Raw genomic sequence first — 21079 nt, 5'->3', positions numbered from 1 at the left:
ACAGCCATACTTTTGGGGGTAAAATAATCGCAAATGGCAACGATCATAGATAAACCAGACGCTCTGAGCCTGTCCGGGAACATGAGGAAATTTGTATTGGGGGCACAAGAGGCCGTCTCTTTCATCTTGAAGAAAGGAACGGCCACCTTGCTCGAGCAAAGCTACGAGCCCGGGCCGGACAAGATGGTCACGATCGACGTGAGAGAGGTGGTGGAAAGCCAATTGAGCTATACTTTGGACACGGCCCAAGAGATCTATTCCCAAAATACCATATTCGCAGATTTCACGGCCACGATAGACGGGACCTCCCACTCGTTCCGGGCGATCCGGTGCGGGATAGCGGATCTGGCGGACACGCCGGGAAACTGGTTGAAGTCCCACTTCCTCACGTGGCAGCCAAAGGTCAAGGAGGTGACCTATTACTCACCGGAGTGGTTGACCTACTACGCCATATCGGACTGCACGGTGAAGGCCAAGGCCACGTTCCCGGACAAATCTTCGAGCATGACCTCCTTGAAGGGAATGACCGCCGGCGAGTGCGTGACACTCAATCTCCAATACGCAATCGTAGCCAAGCTATTCGGGAACAAGTACCCCAGCTATCTCGAGGTTTACGCCGAGGCCGGCGGAGCGAGACTGAGCGTATCGCAATTCTATAAATTCACGGATATCCATTCCGAGGACGAGCAATGGTTCCTTTTCGAGAACAGTCTGGGAGGTATGGACACCTTCCGTGCCCATGGGGTGAACCGTCTGCAGGCGGAGCATGGGCACCTGATAGCGGAACTGGGCGAGAACCTGTCCGAGTATGACGTGGAGACCGATCGTAAGTTCGTAAAGAACACGGGATTCCTCGATGATTACTCCCGCCGTTGGTTGCTGGATTTTTTTCCCAGCCGGGCCAAGTATATATACGAGGCGTCCATGATCCGGAGAATAATCGTCACCGAGAGCGACGCCACCTACACCTCCAACGATCTCCCGAGCTCCTATACGTTCACGTACCGACTCTCGGAGATCTCGAGGTACCTGAACCTTATCCGTAACGAGAAAGAGCTTCCGGATAATCTAACGGTTCCAAACCTCTCCTCGCCGGATTTTATTTTTCCCCCTCGCTTAGCTGAGCTCCCACGGCAAGAGCTTGGCGAGGGGGTATTATTCCCGGCCTTTGATCCGCATAACCCGAAAGCATCCGTTACGTCTTTTGGTGTAATACATGACACGATAAGGAACGGCATCATAAGTGAACTTGGAGAGACATGGAGGGCTATCGTCAACGGAGCAGGAGGATCGGGTGGACCGGGAGACGATTTCTATCATATAAAATTAGATGATCTGACAGAGCCGTCCGATGAGAACGCTTTCACGGCTCTTAGAGTCTTGAAGGAGATACTAAAGCCTATATCCGCACTTGATGATCGCTTTTTAAGAAAAGATATAGATGATACGGCGCATGGTAACATCACTTTCGAAAAAGACATAATCTTAAGCGGGCTGGAATCCTCCATCTACTCAGACCGTGACGCTGATAGTTTCAAGCACGAGAACGGTTTCCGTATCTTCGCCGACGGCACGGCATGGGTGAAGGACTTGAAGGTGAAGAATGACTCCATGTTCGCCGGTTCCCTTTCCTCTCCTACATTCGCCTCCGGTTTCCCGAACGGGACGGGATTCATGATAGCGCCTTACAAGGTGACGAACGCCGCCGGTGTGGAGGAGACTAAATACAAGCTGGAGATCGATTCGATCTCGGTACGCAACGAGCTTAAAGTATATACGTTCGTGGTCTCGCAACTGCTTGGCGAGAATGATAACCGCATCTTCGCCGGAATGATGGAGGTGGATCATTACGACCCGGAGACCGGCCGGATCTACTTGGATACCGACGGAGGCAGGTTGTACAACCCGTTCCGGGAAGGCGATATCCTCATGGTACAGCAGTTTCAAGGCGATCCTACCTTGCAGAACGACTACAAGATGACCAAGTCGTACGAGCTGAAGGTGGTGGAAGTGGCCGTAGGGGACCTCTCCGACGGCGAGAACCGTCTGGACTGGCTCCGTTTCACGAATTTCGTGGGAAATCTATCGGACATAGCCAAAAGGGATACCCTTTGTCGTGTGGACAATCCGGATAACTCCACCCGCAGCGGCATCATGAAGATCACCACGGTGGATGAGTTCGGCACGCCCTACATGGACGTGATCCGTGGGATGAAGACCGATCCGGAAAACTGCGTGAAGGTACGTATCGGGAACATGAACGGTCTGGTCACGCCCTATTTCGGAAGGTTGGACGGTGACGGGGCGTACGTGGAGAATCTTTACGCCCGTGGGCAGTTCATGCTCGATACGGGGGAGAACGTGAAGACCAAGTTCGAGATCGTGGAAGGCAGGCTTTCCAGCGAGATGTCTTCCGTGCGCTACGAGTTGTCGGAGAAGGATAATTGCCTCACGAACGCCTCTTTCTCCGCTGATACGGTAGGATGGGTACTCGGTAACGACGTGTCGCTATTCACGGTGAAGGAGCGTTTCATGGCCGTGAACGATTCCTTCTACGCTGAGAAGGATAAGGTTACAGGGATCGTAGAGGTATCTAGCCGCAAGGCCCTGTATATAAAGAATTCGGGAGTGAAGCAAGTAAACTCCTACTTGAGGAATAAGCCGTCCGGACAGCTTGAGCTTCCGGACGGGACGAAGGTCTGGCCTACCTACTACGTATCCTTCATGTACATGGTAAAGACCGCCGGTACGTTAACGTCCGGATTCTCCGGACAGGGCCTTTACGTAAGCAAACCGTTGGCGATTACGGATACCTTCGTTCAAGAGGAATTTTCCGGCAAATGGAACGGAACAGGTGATTTCATCTTGAATTATACGGGGGAAATATATATCTACAACGTCCAGATGTCCACGCATCCCGTGGAGGATCTACGGTTGGAGATGTCCACCCTTTTTCTGCAGACGGACGAGAAGATCGGCATGTACGCCCAAAAGATCGACACGTTGAACGGCACGGTGACGGACATGGGGGTAGAATTGGATAATACGACCAGCACGTTATCCTTGTATGTTGACAAGACTGACAGCATAAACCAGACAGTGACAAGCCTAGGCTTAAAGCTGGACGGTGTAGATGAGAGCTTGACGCTGTACGCCAAGAAGACCGACGTATCCGGGCTGAAAACCGAGATGGAGGCGGCTATCAAGGTGAACGCTGACAATATTAATCTGAAGGTATCTAAGGATAGTATCATATCGAGCATCAACCAGACGGCGGAGACGATCAAGATAAACGCTAGCCGACTCAATTTGAACGGTTTCGTGACATTTTCCATGTTTGACCTAAGCACCCAGAATACGATCAAGAACAAGGTTAGCTCAGGTGATCTAGGATCGATGGCGTGGAAAGATGGTGTCTCTTCCGATGATCTGTCTTGGGCATTAAGTCAAGAGATCGCTGGTAAGATAAATCTGGATACGTTAAACAATAGCCTTACGAATTATACCAAAAAAGGCGCTATCACAAAAGAAGATTTGGCTAAAGCCCTTCAGACGGAATTATCCGGGAAACTTACAGGTAGCGCCAGTGTGGGAGCGAACAAATTGGCGAGCGTGATAATAAACGGACAGACGCTTATAGCGGGAGGGTATATTCAAGCGGACTTGATAAACGTTAAAGACCTTGTCGTAGGCAGTACCTTGAGTATCGGTGCGTTCTCCTTGAATAGTTATAAAGGTCTTAACTGGACTGGCTCTGACTATTTCGGTAATACCTCCTTTAGGTTGACTGTAGGGGGAGGATATACATACAATACCGGAACAAGTTGTAAAACCATGGTAGGGGCTTGGAGCAATTCCGCTGATACCCATGCGTGTATATCTGGTATATGCAACACTTTTGGCGTAGCCATATATGGATCTGTAGATGGTTATGGATCGAATTTCCCTCCTACAGGATCTAAGTTTGCGGGCTACTTCTCGGGAAGCACTAAAACCACGGGTACTACCATTACCGGTACATTGGCGGCGGGGGCATTTCGTTTCGCTTATAACCTCGGCTTTGGTAATTCATATAATTATTATGAGGGCATAAGTTTCGATCCTGCTACTTATGATCTGGATAATGTCCGTATTCGTGTTAGAGGAGGAATAATCGTTGGAGTTACCGATGATAATGGTCATTTATTGCAAGGTGTTTAATTTTAATATATAAAAACATGAAAGTAGATTTCAGTAAAGTAAGTATTAACGCTACGGTAGAAGGCGATCCCGTAGTTATTGACTTGACAAAAGAGGTAGGAAACTTGGTCTATGGACGTACGGCGGATATCGCTGTCTCTGATTTCGGAAAGAAGATATACTACAGCAAGGAAGCTATCGATGTTCCGAGACCTATGGCTGAGTCCATCAAGGAGATTATCATGGGATCATCCTTTATCGCCCCCCTGAAAAATGCCATGAACGAGTTACTAACCCCTAAAACAAAGAAAAATGGAAACAACGACAATCAATAAGTCCTTGACGGAAGCCCTGTCTTCCACGGGCTTCGTGAAGATAGAGGCATCCCGTAAGGAAAGCGAGCCATTCCAGCATATAGATGCCTACATATACGATGCCGGTACCCGTATCGGCTATGCTTCCGTAGACCGGGGGAAAAGGCTCTCTTTCTTCCAAGAATCCCCGGACAGCCTTACCGGAGAGGAATGGATAAGCGCGTATACGAAGGTGCAAAACGCTTTCGACAGGATATTTAACGAGACGGTAACCCTATAAGCAATCTTGATCCCATGGCATATACTCTCGAAGAAATTAAAGAACTGGTCGAGACTTTAACCCCGATCGTAAAGAACGCTATAGAGGCGGGTTCCCTTAGCGTAGAGGATCTCCGTGTAGCGGAGAGCATGGATTTCGTAAACTCTTTGCCGGCCTTGGAGGAGAAAGGTCTTAACGTCTCTTACGTGAAGGTCCGGCTGAAAGACTTGCTCGGTAAATTGGACGGGGATTATGCCAAGGAGCTGGAGGCGATCAAGAAATTGCTGGAGAAGAAGGTGGATAACGGCTACTCGAAAGACGGTAATCTGTATCTTACCTCCGGGGGCATTGTCGTATCGGACGCTATCCCGGTAGGCTCCGGAAGCGGGGGCGGCGGCGGGGCTAGCTCGCTGGGCGAGCTTACCAACGTGGATGAGATCGTAGACCAAGATCCGGACGAGTCCCGTGTGCTGGTGCAAGAGGCCGGTAGCTCGCTCTGGACGGTGAAGAACCTCTCCGAGATCGGAGGAGGAAGTGGTGGTGGCGGCGTGACCATGAAACTCGTGAGTGTCACCGATACGCTCATCACCACGGTAGAGGGGGCCGCCGTCACCGTGGGATACAATTTCACGAGCGTCTATCAGGATGACGGTTCCGAGACCGGGCCGGGAACGGCCACTTACACCGTGAACAGCCAGAAGGTGGGCATGGTATCCATCTCGCAGGGCAATAATTATTTCGATCCGACGGAACACTTGATCACCGGCTCCAACACGGTAAGGGTAACCGTGAAGGATAGCACGGGATCGTCACGTTCCCTATCCTATACGATCGAGGTGATATCCATGTCCATATCCTCCTCCATAGACCCGGCGCTCGTCTATTCCGGGGAGATCGTGTATCGCTATACGCCCGTGGGGGCCATCAACAAGACGGTGCATTTTGTACTGGACGGGAAGGAGTTGGGAACGGTGGAGACCAGCGCCTCGAACCGGCAATTGACCTACGTGATCCCTAGGCAGGCGCATGGGGCGCACTCGCTCCAAGTCTACATGACGGCCCTTATCAACGAGGTGCTGATCCGGAGCAACACGCTTACCAACGACCTTATCTGTATCGTGGAGGGGGATAACACGCCTATCGTGGCCTCTTCTTTCGCCCAGACCGCCGCGCGGCAATACGACCGGCTCACGATCCCCTTCGTGGTCTATACGCCGGACTCCTCGCTATCGGAGGTTACGCTATCGGCGAACAACGCCACGGTATCCACGCAGAGCGTAGACCGCACCTTGCACGAGTGGAATTACCGTATTCCCCAGTCGGGAGATCTCTCCCTGAAGATATCCAGCGGGTCGGCCTCCCGGACCTTTACGCTCACCGTATCCCCCGCCGAGGTGATCGTGGAGCCGGAGAAGGCGAACCTGCAACTCTGGCTGACCTCGCAGAACCGGAGCAATAATGACAATAACCGTAACGAGTGGAAATACGGGGATATATCCGCGGATCTGACCGGCTTCAACTTCAAGACGAACGGCTGGATCTCGGAACGGGATAGCACCTCCCTCCGTGTGTCGGGTGACGCCCGTGTGCGTATCCCGCTGAAGATATTCAAGGATGATTTCCGGGCCACGGGTAAGACCATCGAGTTCGAGTTCTCCACCCGCGACGTGACCGATTACGAGGCTATCGCTATCGAGTGCGTGAACGGGGGGATCGGCCTTCAGATATCTTCCCAGAAAGCGGTGTTCTCGTCCGAGCAGACCACGATCGACACCCGGTTCAAGGAGGAGGAGAGGGTTCGCATCTCCTTCGTGGTTGAGAAACGCACGCTAAACCGTTTGATATACATCTATATCAACGGCATCATGTCCGGGGCGGCGCAATATCCGTCGGAGGATAATTTCCAGCAGAAGGTTCCGCAGGATATCGTGATCGGTAGCGAGGGCTGTACGATCGACCTGTATAACATCCGTGTCTACGATAACGACTTGAACCAATACCAGATGCTCGATAACTTCATAGGCGATCTGGACGATTACGACAAGGCGCTGGCTATCTACAACCGGAACCAAGTATATAATGATTATGGGGATATCACCTATCAAAAGGTGTTGGAGCGATTGCCTTGCTTGATCTTCGAGGGGCCGTTGCCTACTTATAAAGGCGATAAGAAAACGAACAAGGTCTATTTTACGGACTTGCAAGAACCCGGGCGATCTTTCTCTTGCGAGAACGTCCAGAATGACGTGCAAGGTACCTCCTCCCAATATTATCCGAGGAAGAACTGGAAGTTCAAGTTCAAGGCCGATATCACCTACACGGAGAGCGGAAGGACATCGCCCACATACGCATTACGGGCGGATAGTATCCCCGTGAACGCCTTTTGCGTGAAAGCGGATTTCGCCGAGTCTTCCGGTACGCACAACACGGGTATGGCCAAGGTCATCAATTCCCTATTGATAGAGATGGGGCTTACCACCCCGCCCCAAAAGACAGACAAGGAGGTCCGCACCACGGTAGACGGCTACCCGATAGCCATCTTCCACCGTGAGACGGCCAGTGATACGCTCGAGTTCGTGGGTAAGTATAATTTCAACAACGACAAGTCCACCGCCGAGACCTTTGGGTTTTCTGATGGTGATGAGAGCTGGGAATTCTCGAACAACACCTCCGATCGTTGCCTCTTCAAGTCCGCCGATTTCTCCGGGACGGACTGGATGAACGATTTCGAGTCCCGTTATCCGGACGATGACGCTATCAACGCCGAGTACGAGGCGGGCACCCGCAAGCCGGAGAAGCTCATGGCCGTTACCTCATGGGTCGTATCCACCAAGGATAACTTGGATAAATTCAAGAACGAGGTTCGGAATCATTTCAACCTTGATAACTTGATCGCCTACTACCTTATCACCGAGTTGTTCGGTATGGTGGACCAGCGGGCGAAGAACATGTTCCTTACCTATTTCCACGAGGAGGGGAAATGGATCTTTATCTTCTATGATAACGACACCTGTTTCGGCCTGAATAACGAGGGCTTGATCGCTTTCGGATACAATATAGAATATCACGACAAGATAGGTACGCTAAACGTCTGGAACGGTGAGAGTAGCGTGTTGTGGAACAACCTTGAGAAATGTTTCCCTTCCGAGATCGAGGCGATGTACAAGGATATCCGTACCCGTGGATTGCTCTCGTACGACTTGATCATGTCCGTGTTGAACGGCGAGCAATCGGACAAATGGTGCGAGGCGATCTACAACGCCGACGGCCGTTTCAAGTATATCGACCCGCTGATAGAGGAGGGCAACGGGTCTTACCTGTACGCCGCCCAAGGCTCCCGTATCGAGAACCGTAAGTGGTGGACGTATAACCGCTTCCTTTATATAGACAGTAAGTATACGGCGGGCAGTTTCCTCTCGGATTTCGCGACCTTGCGTCTCTATACGCCCCGGGAATGGACGGGCGTGTCCCCGTCGGCCAACATGACGATCATCCCGTACGCCGATCAGTATACCCGTGTAAAGTACGGTTCCTACATGGTGGGGCAACGTACCTACAAGGACGTGCCGGTATTGATCGAGGCCCCCGACATCGTGTTTAATGACACCGAGACGATCATCTATGGTGCGAGCCGGGTAAAGTCACTGGGGGATATGTCGGGGTTGTACGCCGGTACGATCGACGTATCCAAGGCTACCCGCCTCTCTGAGTTGTTGATCGGTAGCGGCGTGTCGGGCTATCAGAACACGAACCTTACCGTGCTCTCGATCGGAACGAACAACATGCTCCGCAAGCTGGACATCCGTAACTGCCCGAACTTGAGGCAGGCGGTGGATATCTCCGGATGCGAGAACATGGAGGAGGTCTACGCCCAAGGCACGTCCATCACCTCCGTGGTGTTGCCTGCCGCCGGTATCCTCTCCAAGCTGTATCTCCCGGCTACCCTCACGGGCTTAACCCTCCGTAATCAATCCAAGCTTACGGACGCTTATTTCGATATAGCCGGGGTTACGAAACTGACTACGATCGTTTGCGAGGATACGGGGATAAACGTTCTTTACCTTGTGGAGCGCTGCTTAGGTATGAAGAATCCCGTGCTGAACCGTGTGCGCCTAATCAACATCAATGCCAATGCGAACAACTTGAATGATGTGTATAAATTGATCAAGGTGGGTGGTATCGATGAGAACGGGAACAATCTGACTAAGGCCGTAGTTACCGGCAAACTGCATGTCATTACCGCAACGGAGGATAAGCTAGCGAAATGCCGGGATGCCTTCCCGGAGTTGGTTATCACTTACACTAATCTTTTACCTCCCACGATTACGACCTTCGTGTTCCGTTCCTCCCAAGCAAAATCGATCACTAATGCTACGTTTGAATGTGACTTTGACTTCGAGAAAGTAAATGAGTACACCTACAAGGTCACGGCGGACGATGATAACGTGATCGACTTCAACTTCAAATGTGATAACCACCAAGACCTGTCGGATTCCTATCTGGTTGCCGGTACCCGTACGCAAACCTATACCATTACCTATATCCCGCTGCGCACGATCCGGGTAAAGGTATACGGGCAAAGCGTCTATCCTTCCGGCGCTTCCGTCATCATCGGCGATAAGCGATATGTAACGGACACTAACGGATATGTCTACATCCGGGGTGGGGAGGCTGTTTCCGGGACTGTGGAAGCTACGGGATATTCTCCGAATACATTCTCTTTTTCGGCGATAACCAATGATACCACCAATACGGTGGAGGTCTATGCGGCTGTTAGCGTAAAATTCGTAGTGGTGGATAAATTGGATACCTCTCTGTATATAGAGGGGGCTACGGTTGTTTGCGGAGGGAAGAGTGGCACCACGAACCGTTACGGAGAGTGTACGTTGCTTTTGTCCAAAGGTACCTTGGATTATTCGGTTACAGATCCAGATTATTACGAGTATAAAGGACAGGTGACAGTAGGCACATCCGCTATGACTGTCAATGTTCAAATGAACTTAAACCCTGAGAGAATAAAGCCGGAAGAGAATGGAAACATCCAGATGATGTTTACAGGAACGTCTTGCTCCATTAGTGTCTCTTCTCCTACCGCTAATTACGTTATTGATTGGGGTGACGATACGACAGAAAATGCTTCCGGTACGGGATACAAGTCCTATAGCCACACCTATGGGAATAGCGGGTTTCACCAGATGGAGGTAAGGGATTGCAGGGACATCACGTCTTGTAGGGGCTCTAGTTCTAACTTGATAGCCTATTGGAGCATTGGGGACAGTAAGATTTCTAATATTACTTTCAGTGGATGCTCTAAGTTAATTTACTTCGGAAAGGATGTGTTTAAGAATGATACGGATAGAACTGATGCTTCAAGCTTGCTGTATGGCTGCTCCAGCCTAACCTCCGTGGACTTGACCCCGCTGGCATCGTGGGTGAATGTTACGAGTTGCATCTCCTTGCTGTATAACTGCTCCAGCCTAACCTCCGTGGACTTGACCCCGCTGACATCGTGGGTGAATGTTAGGAGTTGCGACTACTTGCTGTCTGGCTGCACCAGCCTAACCTCCGTGGACTTGACTCCGCTGGCATCGTGGGTGAATGTTACGAATTGCGACTACTCGCTGTCTGTCTGCACCAAGCTAACCTCCGTGGACTTGACCCCGCTAGCATCGTGGGTGAATGTTACGAGTTGCAACTCCTTGCTGTATAACTGCACCAGCCTAACCTCCGTGGACTTGACTCCGCTGGCATCGTGGGTGAATGTTACGAGTTGCAACTACTTGCTGTCTAGCTGCACCAGGCTAACCTCCGTGGACTTGACCCCGCTGGCATCGTGGGTGAATTTTACGAATTGCAACTACTTGCTGTCTAGCTGCACCAGGCTAACCTCCGTGGACTTGACCCCGCTGGCATCGTGGGTGAATTTTACGAATTGCAACTACTTGCTGTCTAGCTGCACCAGGCTAACCTCCGTGGACTTGACCCCGCTGGCATCGTGGGGGAATGTTACGAGTTGCAACTCCTTGCTGTCTAACTGCACCAGCCTAACCTCCGTGGACTTGACTCCGCTGGCATCGTGGGTGAATGTTACGAGTTGCAACTCCTTGCTGTCTAACTGCACCAAGCTAACCTCCGTGGACTTGACCCCGCTGGCATCGTGGGTGAATGTTACGAGTTGCAACTACTTGCTGTATAACTGCACCAGTCTAACCTCCGTGGACTTGACCCCGCTGACATCGTGGGTGAATGTTAGGAGTTGCATCTACTTGCAGGCTAACTGCACCAAGCTAACCTCCGTGGACTTGACCCCGCTGGCATCGTGGGTGAATGTTACGAATTGCAACTACTTGCTGTCTAGCTGCACCAAGCTAACCTCCGTGGACTTGACCCCGCTGGCATCGTGGGTGAATGCTACGAATTGCAACTACTTGCTGTATAACTGCACCAGCCTAACCTCCGTGGACTTGACTCCATTGGCATCGTGGGTGAATGTTACGAATTGCAACTCCTTACTGTATAACTGCACCAGCCTAACCTCCGTGGACTTGACTCCATTGGCATCGTGGGTGAATGTTACGAATTGCAACTACTTGCTGTCTAGCTGCACCAAGCTAACCTCCGTGGACTTGACCCCGCTGGCATCGTGGGTGAATGCTACGAATTGCAACTACTTGCTGTATAACTGCACCAGCCTAACCTCCGTGGACTTGACTCCATTGGCATCGTGGGTGAATGTTACGAATTGCAACTCCTTACTGTATAACTGCACCAGCCTAACCTCCGTGGACTTGACTCCATTGGCATCGTGGGTGAATGTTACGAATTGCAACTACTTGCTGTCTAGCTGCACCAAGCTAACCTCCGTGGACTTGACCCCGCTGGCATCGTGGGTGAATGCTACGAATTGCAACTACTTGCTGTATAACTGCACCAGCCTAACCTCCGTGGACTTGACTCCATTGGCATCGTGGGTGAATGTTACGAATTGCAACTCCTTACTGTATAACTGCACCAGCCTAACCTCCGTGGACTTGACTCCATTGGCATCGTGGGTGAATGTTACGAATTGCAACTACTTGCTGTCTAGCTGCACCAAGCTAACCTCCGTGGACTTGACCCCGCTGGCATCGTGGGTGAATGCTACGAATTGCGACTACTTGCTGTATAACTGCACCAGCCTAACCTCCGTGGACTTGACTCCATTGGCATCGTGGGTGAAGCTTACCAGCAATTCATCCTTGCTGTCTGGCTGCTACAATCTAGCTTTCGTCAGCGTTTTATCCACTCCTCCTTTCACCCTCTCCAGCGGAGCCTTGACGAACGGCAACAACTGTCCGATCTACGTGCCGGACGATGCCGTGGATACCTATAAGACGGCCACGAACTGGTCCGCTTACGCAAGTCGTATCAAACCCATATCAGAAAAAACGGAGTCATGAGAACAGACGAATCGAGCAACAAGCATCTGATAGCGGAGGACGGCAAGGTCTTCCGCCGTATCAGTGACGGATGGATAGCCGGACCGGAAATCTATCTGGGCAAGACCTATCACCTAGGCGGCGAGAGGCTGGATACCCCCTTGGAAGAACTCCCCGGGCACTATGAGGAGATCGACGATCCGGTAGCCGCCGAGACCGTATTGCTTGACGAGGATACCGACATGGAGGAAGCGGTGAGGCCAATGATAGCCGCCGATGCCTCCCCCGAACCTCCCGACGATCTTCCCCCGGAACCCCCAAGGGTGACACTGGCCGATTATCGTGCCTTGGAGAGGAAAGTGGAGATGATGATGAGATTATTAGGAATGTAATCTATTAACAACGACCAGATCATATTTTCATTAAAATCCCGTATCAAAATCCGTCAACAAAGGATTCGCCTCCTTCAAATCATGTGGCGTATATATATCCGTTATTGATATTGAGGAATGCCTAGCTTGATCACGTACAGACAGAGCATCCACATTTTGGCGAAGCATCATTGTAACTCCAGAATCTTTTAGGGAATAGAACTTATAATCCTTCGGGAACTTTAAATCTCTCATAACATGAGATAACCAATAATCCCTAAACTGTTTCTCGGTTCTTCCACTCTCTCCTGGTTTGAAAGAATCTGAGAAAAGATAATAATTCATCGGATATTGGTAGATTTTCAAATCTATCATCAATTGAATAACCTTTTTATTCAATGTAACCACCGCATCTTTTCGGTTCTTCGATATATCACCACTAACTAAAATCGTTTGATTCTTAAACGATATATCCCTTATTTTCAGCATTGACATCTCTTTAGGGCGAATAAGGCAATAATATTCAATGTAACAGGCTAGCAAGAAATGTTTATTATTCCCCATCAAGTAGTTCCGTAAGCGCTCAAGATCTTTTATAGACAAGACTGTCCTGTTTTTTTGATAATGCCGCTTTCCTAAAACTTGCAAACCCTCGGCCATATTCGTTTTGTGATATCCAGAGCGTACTAGGAATTTACAAAATACACTCAAAACCCTTATGTAGTTATCATGAGTTTTGGCCGTATTGCCGCGATCAATGTATATATGATCCAAAAACTCTTGCAAAAAGCGCTGATCAATCTGGTAAATATACGTAGCCGACTGTTTCAACGACTCATTGTATTTCTTTAGATTCCTGATCTTTGATTGATATTCCACATAAGTAGCTTCTCGGATAATGTCATCATCCAAATATTTTTTCTGTATCCGAAAGAAATGTTCTATGGCATCATCAATAAATACATAAGATAATGCTGATTCCCGCTCAATCCATGGGTTCCAACCTCTTCGAAGTTGTTCCGAAAGACGATTGATCAAATCTTTTGCATAGATCCTCCTCTCTCCTATTTTCGAAATATGATTAAGCTTGATTTTTTTTCGGCGCATCTTTCCCTTTGCTGGATCGAAGGCCATAAATCCGATATACCATTCCACACCGACATATAATTGAGGCGGAGTATAAGCTACGATGCTCAAAACACTCGAACTTTGTTTCCTTTTAGGCATTTTTTTTTAACGTCAATTTTAAATTAAAATCAACGCTAAGACATTTACACTAAAAATCTTACAGACATTTCCTGTCTCAAAATTGTCCCGTTATGTTAAAACGAGGCACTTTGATAACTTATGTCCCATTCCTGTCCCGGGGGTATTAAAACAGTTAAAGGGAAACAGTTGAACATCAACCATTTCCCTTTTTCTAAGTCGGGGTACCAAGATTCGAACTTGGGACCCCCTGCTCCCAAAGCAGGTGCGCTAACCGGACTGCGCTACACCCCGTTTTGCAATTCATAGTGTTTATCTCTGATTGCGGTGCAAAGGTACGCCTTTATTTTAAACTACAAAACTTTTTGGTAACTTTTTTCATGAAAAATATCATTTTCTTGTTGAGTGGATAGAATGGAACTTTGCGTCAGATAGTTCTTATCGTTGGCGTAAATAAATAAAAGGGTTCCATTCTTTATCGTATTAATAATTGGCTTACTGACAGATACAGGCAACGCAGGGCAACCAAAGCTACGTCCTAACCGACCCGAGGAAGCTGCCACAGAAGGATCGGAATAAGAGGCGCCATGAATTACAATCGCCCTTTGCTTAGCCAAATCATTTATTCCTTTTTCCAATCCATTTAGGATAAGCGAATAGCCATTCCGGCCTTGGTACGTATTTTCCGTCAGATAAAATCCTAAAGAGCTTTTGTGGGAACCGTTCTCGTTCGAGAAAGAGGTCGCATAATTCCCTCCGCTATTCTTACCGTGAGAAACCAAAGAGGTGTAAAGTATTCTCTTTTGCCGTATATCCAATACAACCATACGCTCCGCCGTAGAAGGTTTAGAGAAATCGATCAATGTAAGGATATCCTTATTTTTCCGATCAATCTTCTCGGAACCTCTAAGCCCCTGCATAAACGCATCGAAACAAACCCATTGATCCAATCGCATCTCCTCATATAATTGGCGCCCCATAACCGCCACAGACGTTGATCCCGTTTCCGGAGATAGGGCACGCAAAACGCCACCGGTTGAAATTGAACCTACAGACAAGACAATAAAAAACAAATACAAGAAAATCCTTCGCATACTAAAAAACAATAACGCCGCAAAGTTATGATTTTTATTCTAATACAAAAACAATCGTCTCATTAACAGGCGCCCAATCGTAAACAAATTGCGCATGCGAAGTCGCGTTTCTCACACACATATGAGACCGGGGTGTCGTTCCCAACGAAGGACTATACTCGATCAACGATTTACGAGGAGCGTTGACCGGTACGCCATGGATATACGCCCCATTCGTAAAACGGTTGGCATAAGGAGCGAATCCACCTGTCTCCTTGGAACCGTCTACCAAATAGATCATGCGAGACTTTTTTTCTTGGAGAACATACATTCCCAACGGGGTTTCCTGCGCATAAGGAGGACGATGCTGTCCGGTAGTCGCAGGGTTCATGCTACGAACCAACCATTTCGAGCCGACGTGCTCCAAGGTCGCGATATTCTGGTTATGACGATCCACGAAGATCGCCTTATCGAAGACTACCGTATCCCCTATTTGCTTGATATATTTCTTCGGAGCATACCACTCCTCCTCCCCATCATACACGGTTTGTATACGAGCGAATTTAGAATCCTCATCCATCGCCTTGATACGAACCAAGCTACCGTCACGTCCATAGATCTCGGGAATCACGGTATCAGTCAGCAAATAAAGCGGGACGGATTGATAGCGTTCTACACCAAGCGTATCGGAAACCCTCTTATAGGCATCTCTCTTGAAGACTTTTACAAGAGGAGCCTCTCCATTCCTGTTTTTATAGTTCTGCAAGATCGCCCATTGAGACGGCTCCCTTTGGATCGACTCCAATAAGGATAATCTTTCTTTCATTTTCTCCCACTGGAACTCCCGTGTCGTATCTTTATAGGGGTAAGTATCTTCTAAAGTATGCTTATCGTAAAGCAGCTCTTTCTCTATTTCGATATGGGGAGGCAAAGTCTCCATGATCACAGCGGAATCCTTCGATATAGAATCCACAGGAGTTAAGACCTCGGTTTGAGCAGGCTCGGTCCTCGGCGTACAATAACTTAGCGTACAAAGGCTCGATATCAAAAGTATAAAAACTGTTCTCGTCATCATTATTACCCGGGATTTATTTGAATATCGTAAATATACGATTTTTTCCAAATAACAGGTAATCTTATCATCTTGTTTACAAAGTAACCGCGCCAAATGACAGAGCTATCCTATATTCATCCTATAATCCATTTACTGCCCGGTATTAATGAGATAATCTTTGTCGTCACATAACAGCAGATAAATGTACTTACCGCAATACATGGTATGGCGGCGACAGTAGGCAAGGCTAAGTCGTGCTTAAACACCGTTACCCACAATCCGAGCCAAAATATATGCATAAGGTACATACCGTAGCTGAGTTTAGACATCTCTGTTATGAGTCGTGGAGATTTCGAATTGCCTATGCAAGTAAAAGCGAGGAACGTACCCGCCGTAAGAAGCACACAGTTAATCGTACAGAAAGCCCATCCGATCTCTATCTCAGGTGTGACAAGAGTTACTCCGGGTATCGCTTGGACATAGAAGGAATAAATCGTCAGCAAGGCACCGACGAGCATCGAGGCGATTCCGATAACCAGACGTTTAGAACGGTTCCATGTAAGATGGACATGTATATAATGTGCCAGTACGAGGTATCCTAAATAACCGGAGAAGTACCACAGTATATGGTATTCGTTCCAAAAACATTGTCCCCACACCTCGCCGAAGCAACGATTGAGATAGGGCATACAGGTCGACAACAGAAACAAGCCGATGAAAAAACGCTCTTCTTTCGCCGTGGCTTTATTCAACCATGGCGATATTACGGGTATAAATAAATAGAGGCTGATCAAAGGGTACATGAACCACAAATGTCCGGCCTGTGAAGGAAAGTTCAAGAATATTCTCGATATATCTTTCAATGATGTCTCGGCATCTATCTGCCCCCAAAGCAAGGGTAAAGTGCTGTATAGTATCATAAATATGAAAAACGGCGGTAAGATGCGGATACAACGCTGACGGTAGAATTGCCAAGAGGTCAGCCCTGCCTTCATCGGCGCAAGAAGAAAGGCGGAGACAATTATAAACAATGGCACCGCCATGCGTGAGAAACCATCGTATACGGCTACCCACAACCGATCGGCCTCATTGGCCAGATAAGATTGCGGTCCCACCATATCCGTGGAGCCCTCAGCTCCATAAAAGTTTTCACTGGCGTGGACAACCATGACAAGGAAGCACGCGAACACACGCACGTAATCCAAAAAAACTATACGCTTCATTTTTTGTTTTAGTATTATTATTCGTTAGATGATTTCAAGTTTGTCTTTTTACGCGAAGCATGCATTCAAGAGGGATATATTTCGATGTTTTTCCTGATACTGCTTTATGGCGCACAAAGGTAAAAAAAGTCGGAAAGAATATATACCTTTGTCATATTATAAATGAAATCTAAAATAAAAACATATGAGATCTATTAATGGCGCGGTTTTACGTAGCGCATTTGCGATGGTATTAGGGTTTGTTTTGGTATTATGGCCGGAAGCAGCCATAACCTATCTGGTTATCACGATCGGTATACTATTCATTTTACCGGGATTATTCGCTATCCTCAGCTATTTCACCCGACCGAAAAACGAGAACGGGGAAAAACCGATGTTTCCTATCGAGGCAGCGGGAAGCGTACTGTTCGGAGCGTGGTTGGTAATCATGCCCGAGTTCTTCGTGAATATATTAATGTACGTACTCGGAGCCTTATTGGTAATTGCCGGTGTACAGCAATTGGTTTCATTGATATCCGCAAGGAAATGGAGCAATGTACCGTTGGGCTTCTACCTGATGCCGGCTTTGATCTTGATAACCGGAGTAATGATTCTTGCCTACCCGTTCGGGGCGGCGGCAAATACATTCGTAATCTTCGGTGTAGCCAGCATTTTCTACGGGGCTTGTGAGTTGATCAACTGGTATAAGTTCCGCAAGCGTATAGAAAATACCGGATTATGATTTCCGGTATTCCATGGGTGATATACCCATATGCTTCTTGAAAAACTTACCGAAAGTGGATTGATCGGAGAAGTGGAGTATATCCGCTACTTGCTGAACCGTGGCTTGCGGGGCCTTCAACAGCATCTTGGCCTCGACGATCAAGGCGTCGTCAATCCATTTATTCGCTGATTTACCCGTTAGCTCTTTCAAGATAAGCGAAAGATACTGTGGGGTAATAAATAATTTCTCGGCATAGAAAGTAACGACGTGCTGCTCCTTGCAATGCTCGAAAAGCAATTGCAGGAACTGCTCGAAAAGCTCCTCCTTCCGGGAGAGTGTAGGTGCCGTCATCAGCTCCTTCTTACCCATAAAGATATTAGCCAACTCGATAAAGAAACCGACTAAGGCGTTTTGGAGAGCCTCCTTCTGGAAAAAATGGGTACGCAGCTTCATCTTTTCCCGTAAGATTGAGAATTGGTCGGATATATGCTCAGTCTCCTCGGCACTCATCGCAGCACATGGATTCTTACGGATCTGCATATAATGCACCATAGAGTTTTTTTTCCCTGCCGGGGTAGTATATCCATCCAGAAAAGATCTGGACACGATCAACAAACGCCCTCTCAAATCTTTGCTCACTTTCGATACCTGTATGATATGAGTCGGCATCAAGGTTATAAACGTATTCTTCTCTATCTTATATGGAATATAGTCTACCGAAATATCAGCAGTACCTTCCTGTACCAAGATCATCAACAAGGCATTTAAACGCATCGGGGTGGAATGCTCCAGCCTTTTTTCCTCGTAATTAATCAAATCTCCGTTCAGATCCGCTATCGATAAATCATCTTGAAAGTTGTCGCTGGACTCAATTCCCTTGATTAACTCAGTGACTTCAATTAAAGGTAAATTTTTCATATCTATCTGTAGATTTTTATTATCACCTCGGACAAAGATAGAAATAAAAAGCCAAAGACCACCCACTATTTCGTTTTTAACCAATTTTCATCCAAAATTGAACGAATAACAAGAATTTTTGACAATATCCTGTTTCATTCCATACCAATACCGTAACAGTATAAACCTTTCTGGTTTTCTAAATATATCAGACCTTTGCGAATAGATTCGACGGGAATATCCGGTCATTGGTCGATTCCAACGGACGAGTCAGCGCTTTTTACTTGTATACGGGGATTGCCCCGGCTACTTTTGACGTAACAAAAACGAATATGATAAAAGAACAGATTATTAATACGGCGTTCGATCTTTTTTCTCAATATGGCATCAAGAGTGTGAGTATGGATGATGTAGCGAAAGCGGCTGGTATCTCCAAGCGCACACTTTACGAGTCGTTCGAGGACAAGGAAACCTTGCTGATCGAGGGGATCGATCACAATTCCGAATCGCTCGGACAATATCTGACGGGACTGGAAAAAGAACCTTTCAATGCCTTGGAAGTAATCCTGCTTTTCTATGAGGAGATGATGAAAAACCCGAGATGGTTCAACGAGAAGTTTTACGAGGACTTGAAGAAATATCCGAAAGCCCAACAAAAAATAGAGATGAATAAAGCGAGAATGGGTAAGAGGTGTATGGACTTGTTCACACGGGGCGTTAAAGAGGGCGTGTTCCAAGAGGGGATCAACTTCGAGATCATGGCCTTACTGGTGAAAGAGCAGACGAAGATGTTGCGGCCTTCCAATGTCTTCTGCAAGCATTCCATCACCGAGGTATACAACACGATCCTCCTCACATTCCTGAAAGGGATCAGTACCGAGAAGGGAAGAGCGATCCTAGACCGATTCGATCTCAAACAATCCTATGATTTATAGCGAACACTTAATGAGTTTAATCACAGACAAAATCTATCCTAAATGAAACGATTATTGATGAGTAGAAAAATGATGTTGGTCACATTTATGGTATTGCCTTTTCTGGCGGCGAGACCGGTTCTGGCTCAAGACACCCTGAAACTGGATCTTGGGAAAGCGCTAGAGATCGCCCTTAGCGAGAACCCGACCGTAAAAGTTGCCGATAAAGAAATACAGAAGAAAAAGTACGCACGTAAAGGCTCGTACGCTTCTCTATTTCCGCAGATCAGTTTTGCGGGGGACTACAACCGTACCTTGAAGAAACAGGTGATGTATATGGATTTCGACATGGGTGACATGGGAGGCGGCAGCTTGCCCGAAGGCACGGACATGTCGAGTATGGACGAGGGTTTCGAGGTAGGACGTAGCAACAACTGGAGCTTGGGCTTCAACGCTTCCATGCCACTGGTGAACGCCTCCTTATGGAAAAGCTTGAGTATCTCGGCCTTAGACGTGGAATTGGCGGTGGAGCAAGCTCGCTCTTCTAAAATAGCGATGGTGAACCAAGTGAAAAAGAGCTTTTACGCCGTCCTTCTGGCAAGCGACTCTTACCGGGTATTCAAGCAAAGTTACGACAATGCCATGGAGAATTATCTGGATATCAAACGGAAGTATGAACAGGGAACCGTAGCTGAATACGACTTGATACGTGCCGATGTGACGGTAAAGAATACAGAGCCTAATCTGTTGCAGGCAGAGAACTCCCTTACCTTGGCTAAATGGCAGTTAAAAGCGTTATTGGGTATGGATCTGGATTTAAATATCGATTGCGACGGGCAACTGACGGATTTCAAGTCCAGCCTCTTCGCCGACTATCTATCCACGGATACAACCTTATCCGAGAATACGGACTTGAAACAATTAGACCTTCAGGCGGAACAGCTAAAAAAGACGCTGGTCATGCAGAAATTCGATTATCTGCCGACCTTGTCGCTGACCGGTCTATATCAATGGAGTGCCATGAACAATGACTTCAAGTTCAAGAATTACAGATGGAACCCCTATTCGATGATCGGTATCACGTTATCGGTTCCTATCTTCTCCGGAGGTAGTAAATTTTATAAGGTAAAGCAGACGAAAGTCTCCATCGACCAACTAAACCTGCAACGGGACGATACCAAGCGTAATTTGCAGTTGGCCGTTAAACAGTACATAGATAATATGAATACCTGTATCAAGAAGTTCGACGCCGCCCAAAAGGGAGTCGAGCAAGCGGAACGGGGATATATGATCTCGCAAAAACGGTACGACACCGGAGCCGGTACATGGCTGGAGATGAACGATGCCGAACTTGCCTTGACGCAGGCCCGGTTGAACTTCAACCAATCTATCTACGACTATATGGTAGCGAAGGCGGATCTGGAGAAAGTATTGGGTAACGGACAGATGAATTGAAAATTAAAAATTG

13 protein-coding genes and 1 tRNA gene are annotated in these 21079 nt (G+C 47.9%); 8 read left to right on the top strand and 6 right to left on the bottom strand.

Annotated features, from left to right (window positions below):
- The first annotated feature begins 33 nt into the window (after positions 1–33).
- Genes DW033_RS07670 through DW033_RS07650 form a run of 5 tightly spaced genes read left to right on the top strand, consistent with a single transcriptional unit; the run spans position 34 to position 12562 of the window.
- The gene (locus tag DW033_RS07670; RefSeq protein WP_233554150.1) at positions 34–4200 is read left to right on the top strand and encodes a hypothetical protein; all 4167 of its coding nucleotides are present in this window, start codon (positions 34–36) and stop codon (positions 4198–4200) included.
- A gap of 17 nt (positions 4201–4217) precedes the next feature.
- Complete coding sequence (locus DW033_RS07665; RefSeq protein ID WP_122368664.1) at positions 4218–4514, top strand: hypothetical protein; 297 nt, start codon at positions 4218–4220, stop codon at positions 4512–4514.
- Positions 4492–4773: a hypothetical protein gene (locus DW033_RS07660; RefSeq protein ID WP_048928078.1), complete on the top strand. Its 282-nt coding sequence runs from the start codon at positions 4492–4494 to the stop codon at positions 4771–4773. The genes DW033_RS07665 and DW033_RS07660 overlap by 23 nt, the downstream gene beginning before the upstream one ends.
- Positions 4774–4787: 14 nt before the next feature.
- Positions 4788–12191 (top strand): CotH kinase family protein, encoded by a 7404-nt coding sequence (locus DW033_RS07655; RefSeq protein WP_122382619.1) that lies wholly within the window; start codon positions 4788–4790, stop codon positions 12189–12191.
- On the top strand, positions 12188–12562 hold the full coding sequence (locus tag DW033_RS07650; RefSeq protein ID WP_048928075.1) for a hypothetical protein: 375 nt from the start codon (positions 12188–12190) through the stop codon (positions 12560–12562). Before DW033_RS07655 ends, DW033_RS07650 begins: the two co-directional genes overlap by 4 nt.
- Before the next feature lie 30 nt (positions 12563–12592).
- On the opposite strand, the gene DW033_RS07645 is transcribed toward DW033_RS07650, so the two are convergent.
- The 5 genes from DW033_RS07645 to DW033_RS07625 form a co-directional block, all read right to left on the bottom strand.
- Positions 12593–13738, bottom strand: a complete 1146-nt coding sequence (locus DW033_RS07645) for a site-specific integrase (RefSeq protein WP_229103437.1) — start codon at positions 13736–13738, stop codon at positions 12593–12595.
- Between the two features lie 228 nt (positions 13739–13966).
- Positions 13967–14041 (bottom strand) — tRNA-Pro (locus DW033_RS07640).
- A gap of 59 nt (positions 14042–14100) precedes the next feature.
- Positions 14101–14841: a murein L,D-transpeptidase catalytic domain family protein gene (locus DW033_RS07635; protein WP_005866080.1), complete on the bottom strand. Its 741-nt coding sequence runs from the start codon at positions 14839–14841 to the stop codon at positions 14101–14103.
- A gap of 34 nt (positions 14842–14875) precedes the next feature.
- Positions 14876–15895 carry a L,D-transpeptidase gene (locus DW033_RS07630; protein ID WP_036612293.1) on the bottom strand — a complete coding sequence of 340 codons (1020 nt, stop codon included), beginning with the start codon at positions 15893–15895 and terminating at the stop codon, positions 14876–14878.
- 113 nt (positions 15896–16008) lie between these two features.
- Positions 16009–17097: an acyltransferase gene (locus tag DW033_RS07625; protein WP_036651401.1), complete on the bottom strand. Its 1089-nt coding sequence runs from the start codon at positions 17095–17097 to the stop codon at positions 16009–16011.
- Positions 17098–17281: 184 nt separating this feature from the next.
- Between DW033_RS07625 and DW033_RS07620 the strand changes: the two genes are divergently transcribed.
- Positions 17282–17818, top strand: coding sequence for an HdeD family acid-resistance protein (locus DW033_RS07620; RefSeq protein ID WP_005866076.1), 537 nt, complete (start codon positions 17282–17284; stop codon positions 17816–17818).
- On the opposite strand, the gene DW033_RS07615 is transcribed toward DW033_RS07620, so the two are convergent.
- Positions 17813–18718, bottom strand: a complete 906-nt coding sequence (locus tag DW033_RS07615) for an AraC family transcriptional regulator (protein ID WP_048928073.1) — start codon at positions 18716–18718, stop codon at positions 17813–17815. The two genes, DW033_RS07620 and DW033_RS07615, sit on opposite strands and share 6 nt — an antisense overlap.
- A gap of 311 nt (positions 18719–19029) precedes the next feature.
- Here DW033_RS07615 and DW033_RS07610 point away from each other — a divergent pair, with 311 nt between their 5' ends.
- Together DW033_RS07610 and DW033_RS07605 are read left to right on the top strand one after the other, a co-directional pair.
- Positions 19030–19632 (top strand): TetR/AcrR family transcriptional regulator, encoded by a 603-nt coding sequence (locus DW033_RS07610; RefSeq protein WP_005866074.1) that lies wholly within the window; start codon positions 19030–19032, stop codon positions 19630–19632.
- Between the two features lie 42 nt (positions 19633–19674).
- Positions 19675–21066: a TolC family protein gene (locus DW033_RS07605; RefSeq protein ID WP_008778062.1), complete on the top strand. Its 1392-nt coding sequence runs from the start codon at positions 19675–19677 to the stop codon at positions 21064–21066.
- Positions 21067–21079 lie beyond the last annotated feature (13 nt).

The organism is Parabacteroides sp. AF39-10AC, from assembly GCF_003635405.1.
Taxonomy (GTDB): Bacteria; Bacteroidota; Bacteroidia; order Bacteroidales; family Tannerellaceae; genus Parabacteroides; species Parabacteroides distasonis.
Note: the sequence above shows the minus strand (reverse complement) of the source record. Positions and strands in the feature narration are given on the sequence as shown.

Coding starts and splice junctions, on each gene's coding strand:
- DW033_RS07620 (WP_005866076.1), top strand. CDS start 17,282: ATGAGATCTATTAATGGCGCGGTTTTACGTAGCGCATTTGCGATGGTA.
- DW033_RS07670 (WP_233554150.1), top strand. CDS start 34: ATGGCAACGATCATAGATAAACCAGACGCTCTGAGCCTGTCCGGGAAC.
- DW033_RS07615 (WP_048928073.1), bottom strand. CDS start 18,718: ATGAAAAATTTACCTTTAATTGAAGTCACTGAGTTAATCAAGGGAATT.
- DW033_RS07630 (WP_036612293.1), bottom strand. CDS start 15,895: ATGATGACGAGAACAGTTTTTATACTTTTGATATCGAGCCTTTGTACG.
- DW033_RS07650 (WP_048928075.1), top strand. CDS start 12,188: ATGAGAACAGACGAATCGAGCAACAAGCATCTGATAGCGGAGGACGGC.
- DW033_RS07610 (WP_005866074.1), top strand. CDS start 19,030: ATGATAAAAGAACAGATTATTAATACGGCGTTCGATCTTTTTTCTCAA.
- DW033_RS07655 (WP_122382619.1), top strand. CDS start 4,788: ATGGCATATACTCTCGAAGAAATTAAAGAACTGGTCGAGACTTTAACC.
- DW033_RS07635 (WP_005866080.1), bottom strand. CDS start 14,841: ATGCGAAGGATTTTCTTGTATTTGTTTTTTATTGTCTTGTCTGTAGGT.
- DW033_RS07660 (WP_048928078.1), top strand. CDS start 4,492: ATGGAAACAACGACAATCAATAAGTCCTTGACGGAAGCCCTGTCTTCC.
- DW033_RS07605 (WP_008778062.1), top strand. CDS start 19,675: ATGAAACGATTATTGATGAGTAGAAAAATGATGTTGGTCACATTTATG.
- DW033_RS07625 (WP_036651401.1), bottom strand. CDS start 17,097: ATGAAGCGTATAGTTTTTTTGGATTACGTGCGTGTGTTCGCGTGCTTC.
- DW033_RS07665 (WP_122368664.1), top strand. CDS start 4,218: ATGAAAGTAGATTTCAGTAAAGTAAGTATTAACGCTACGGTAGAAGGC.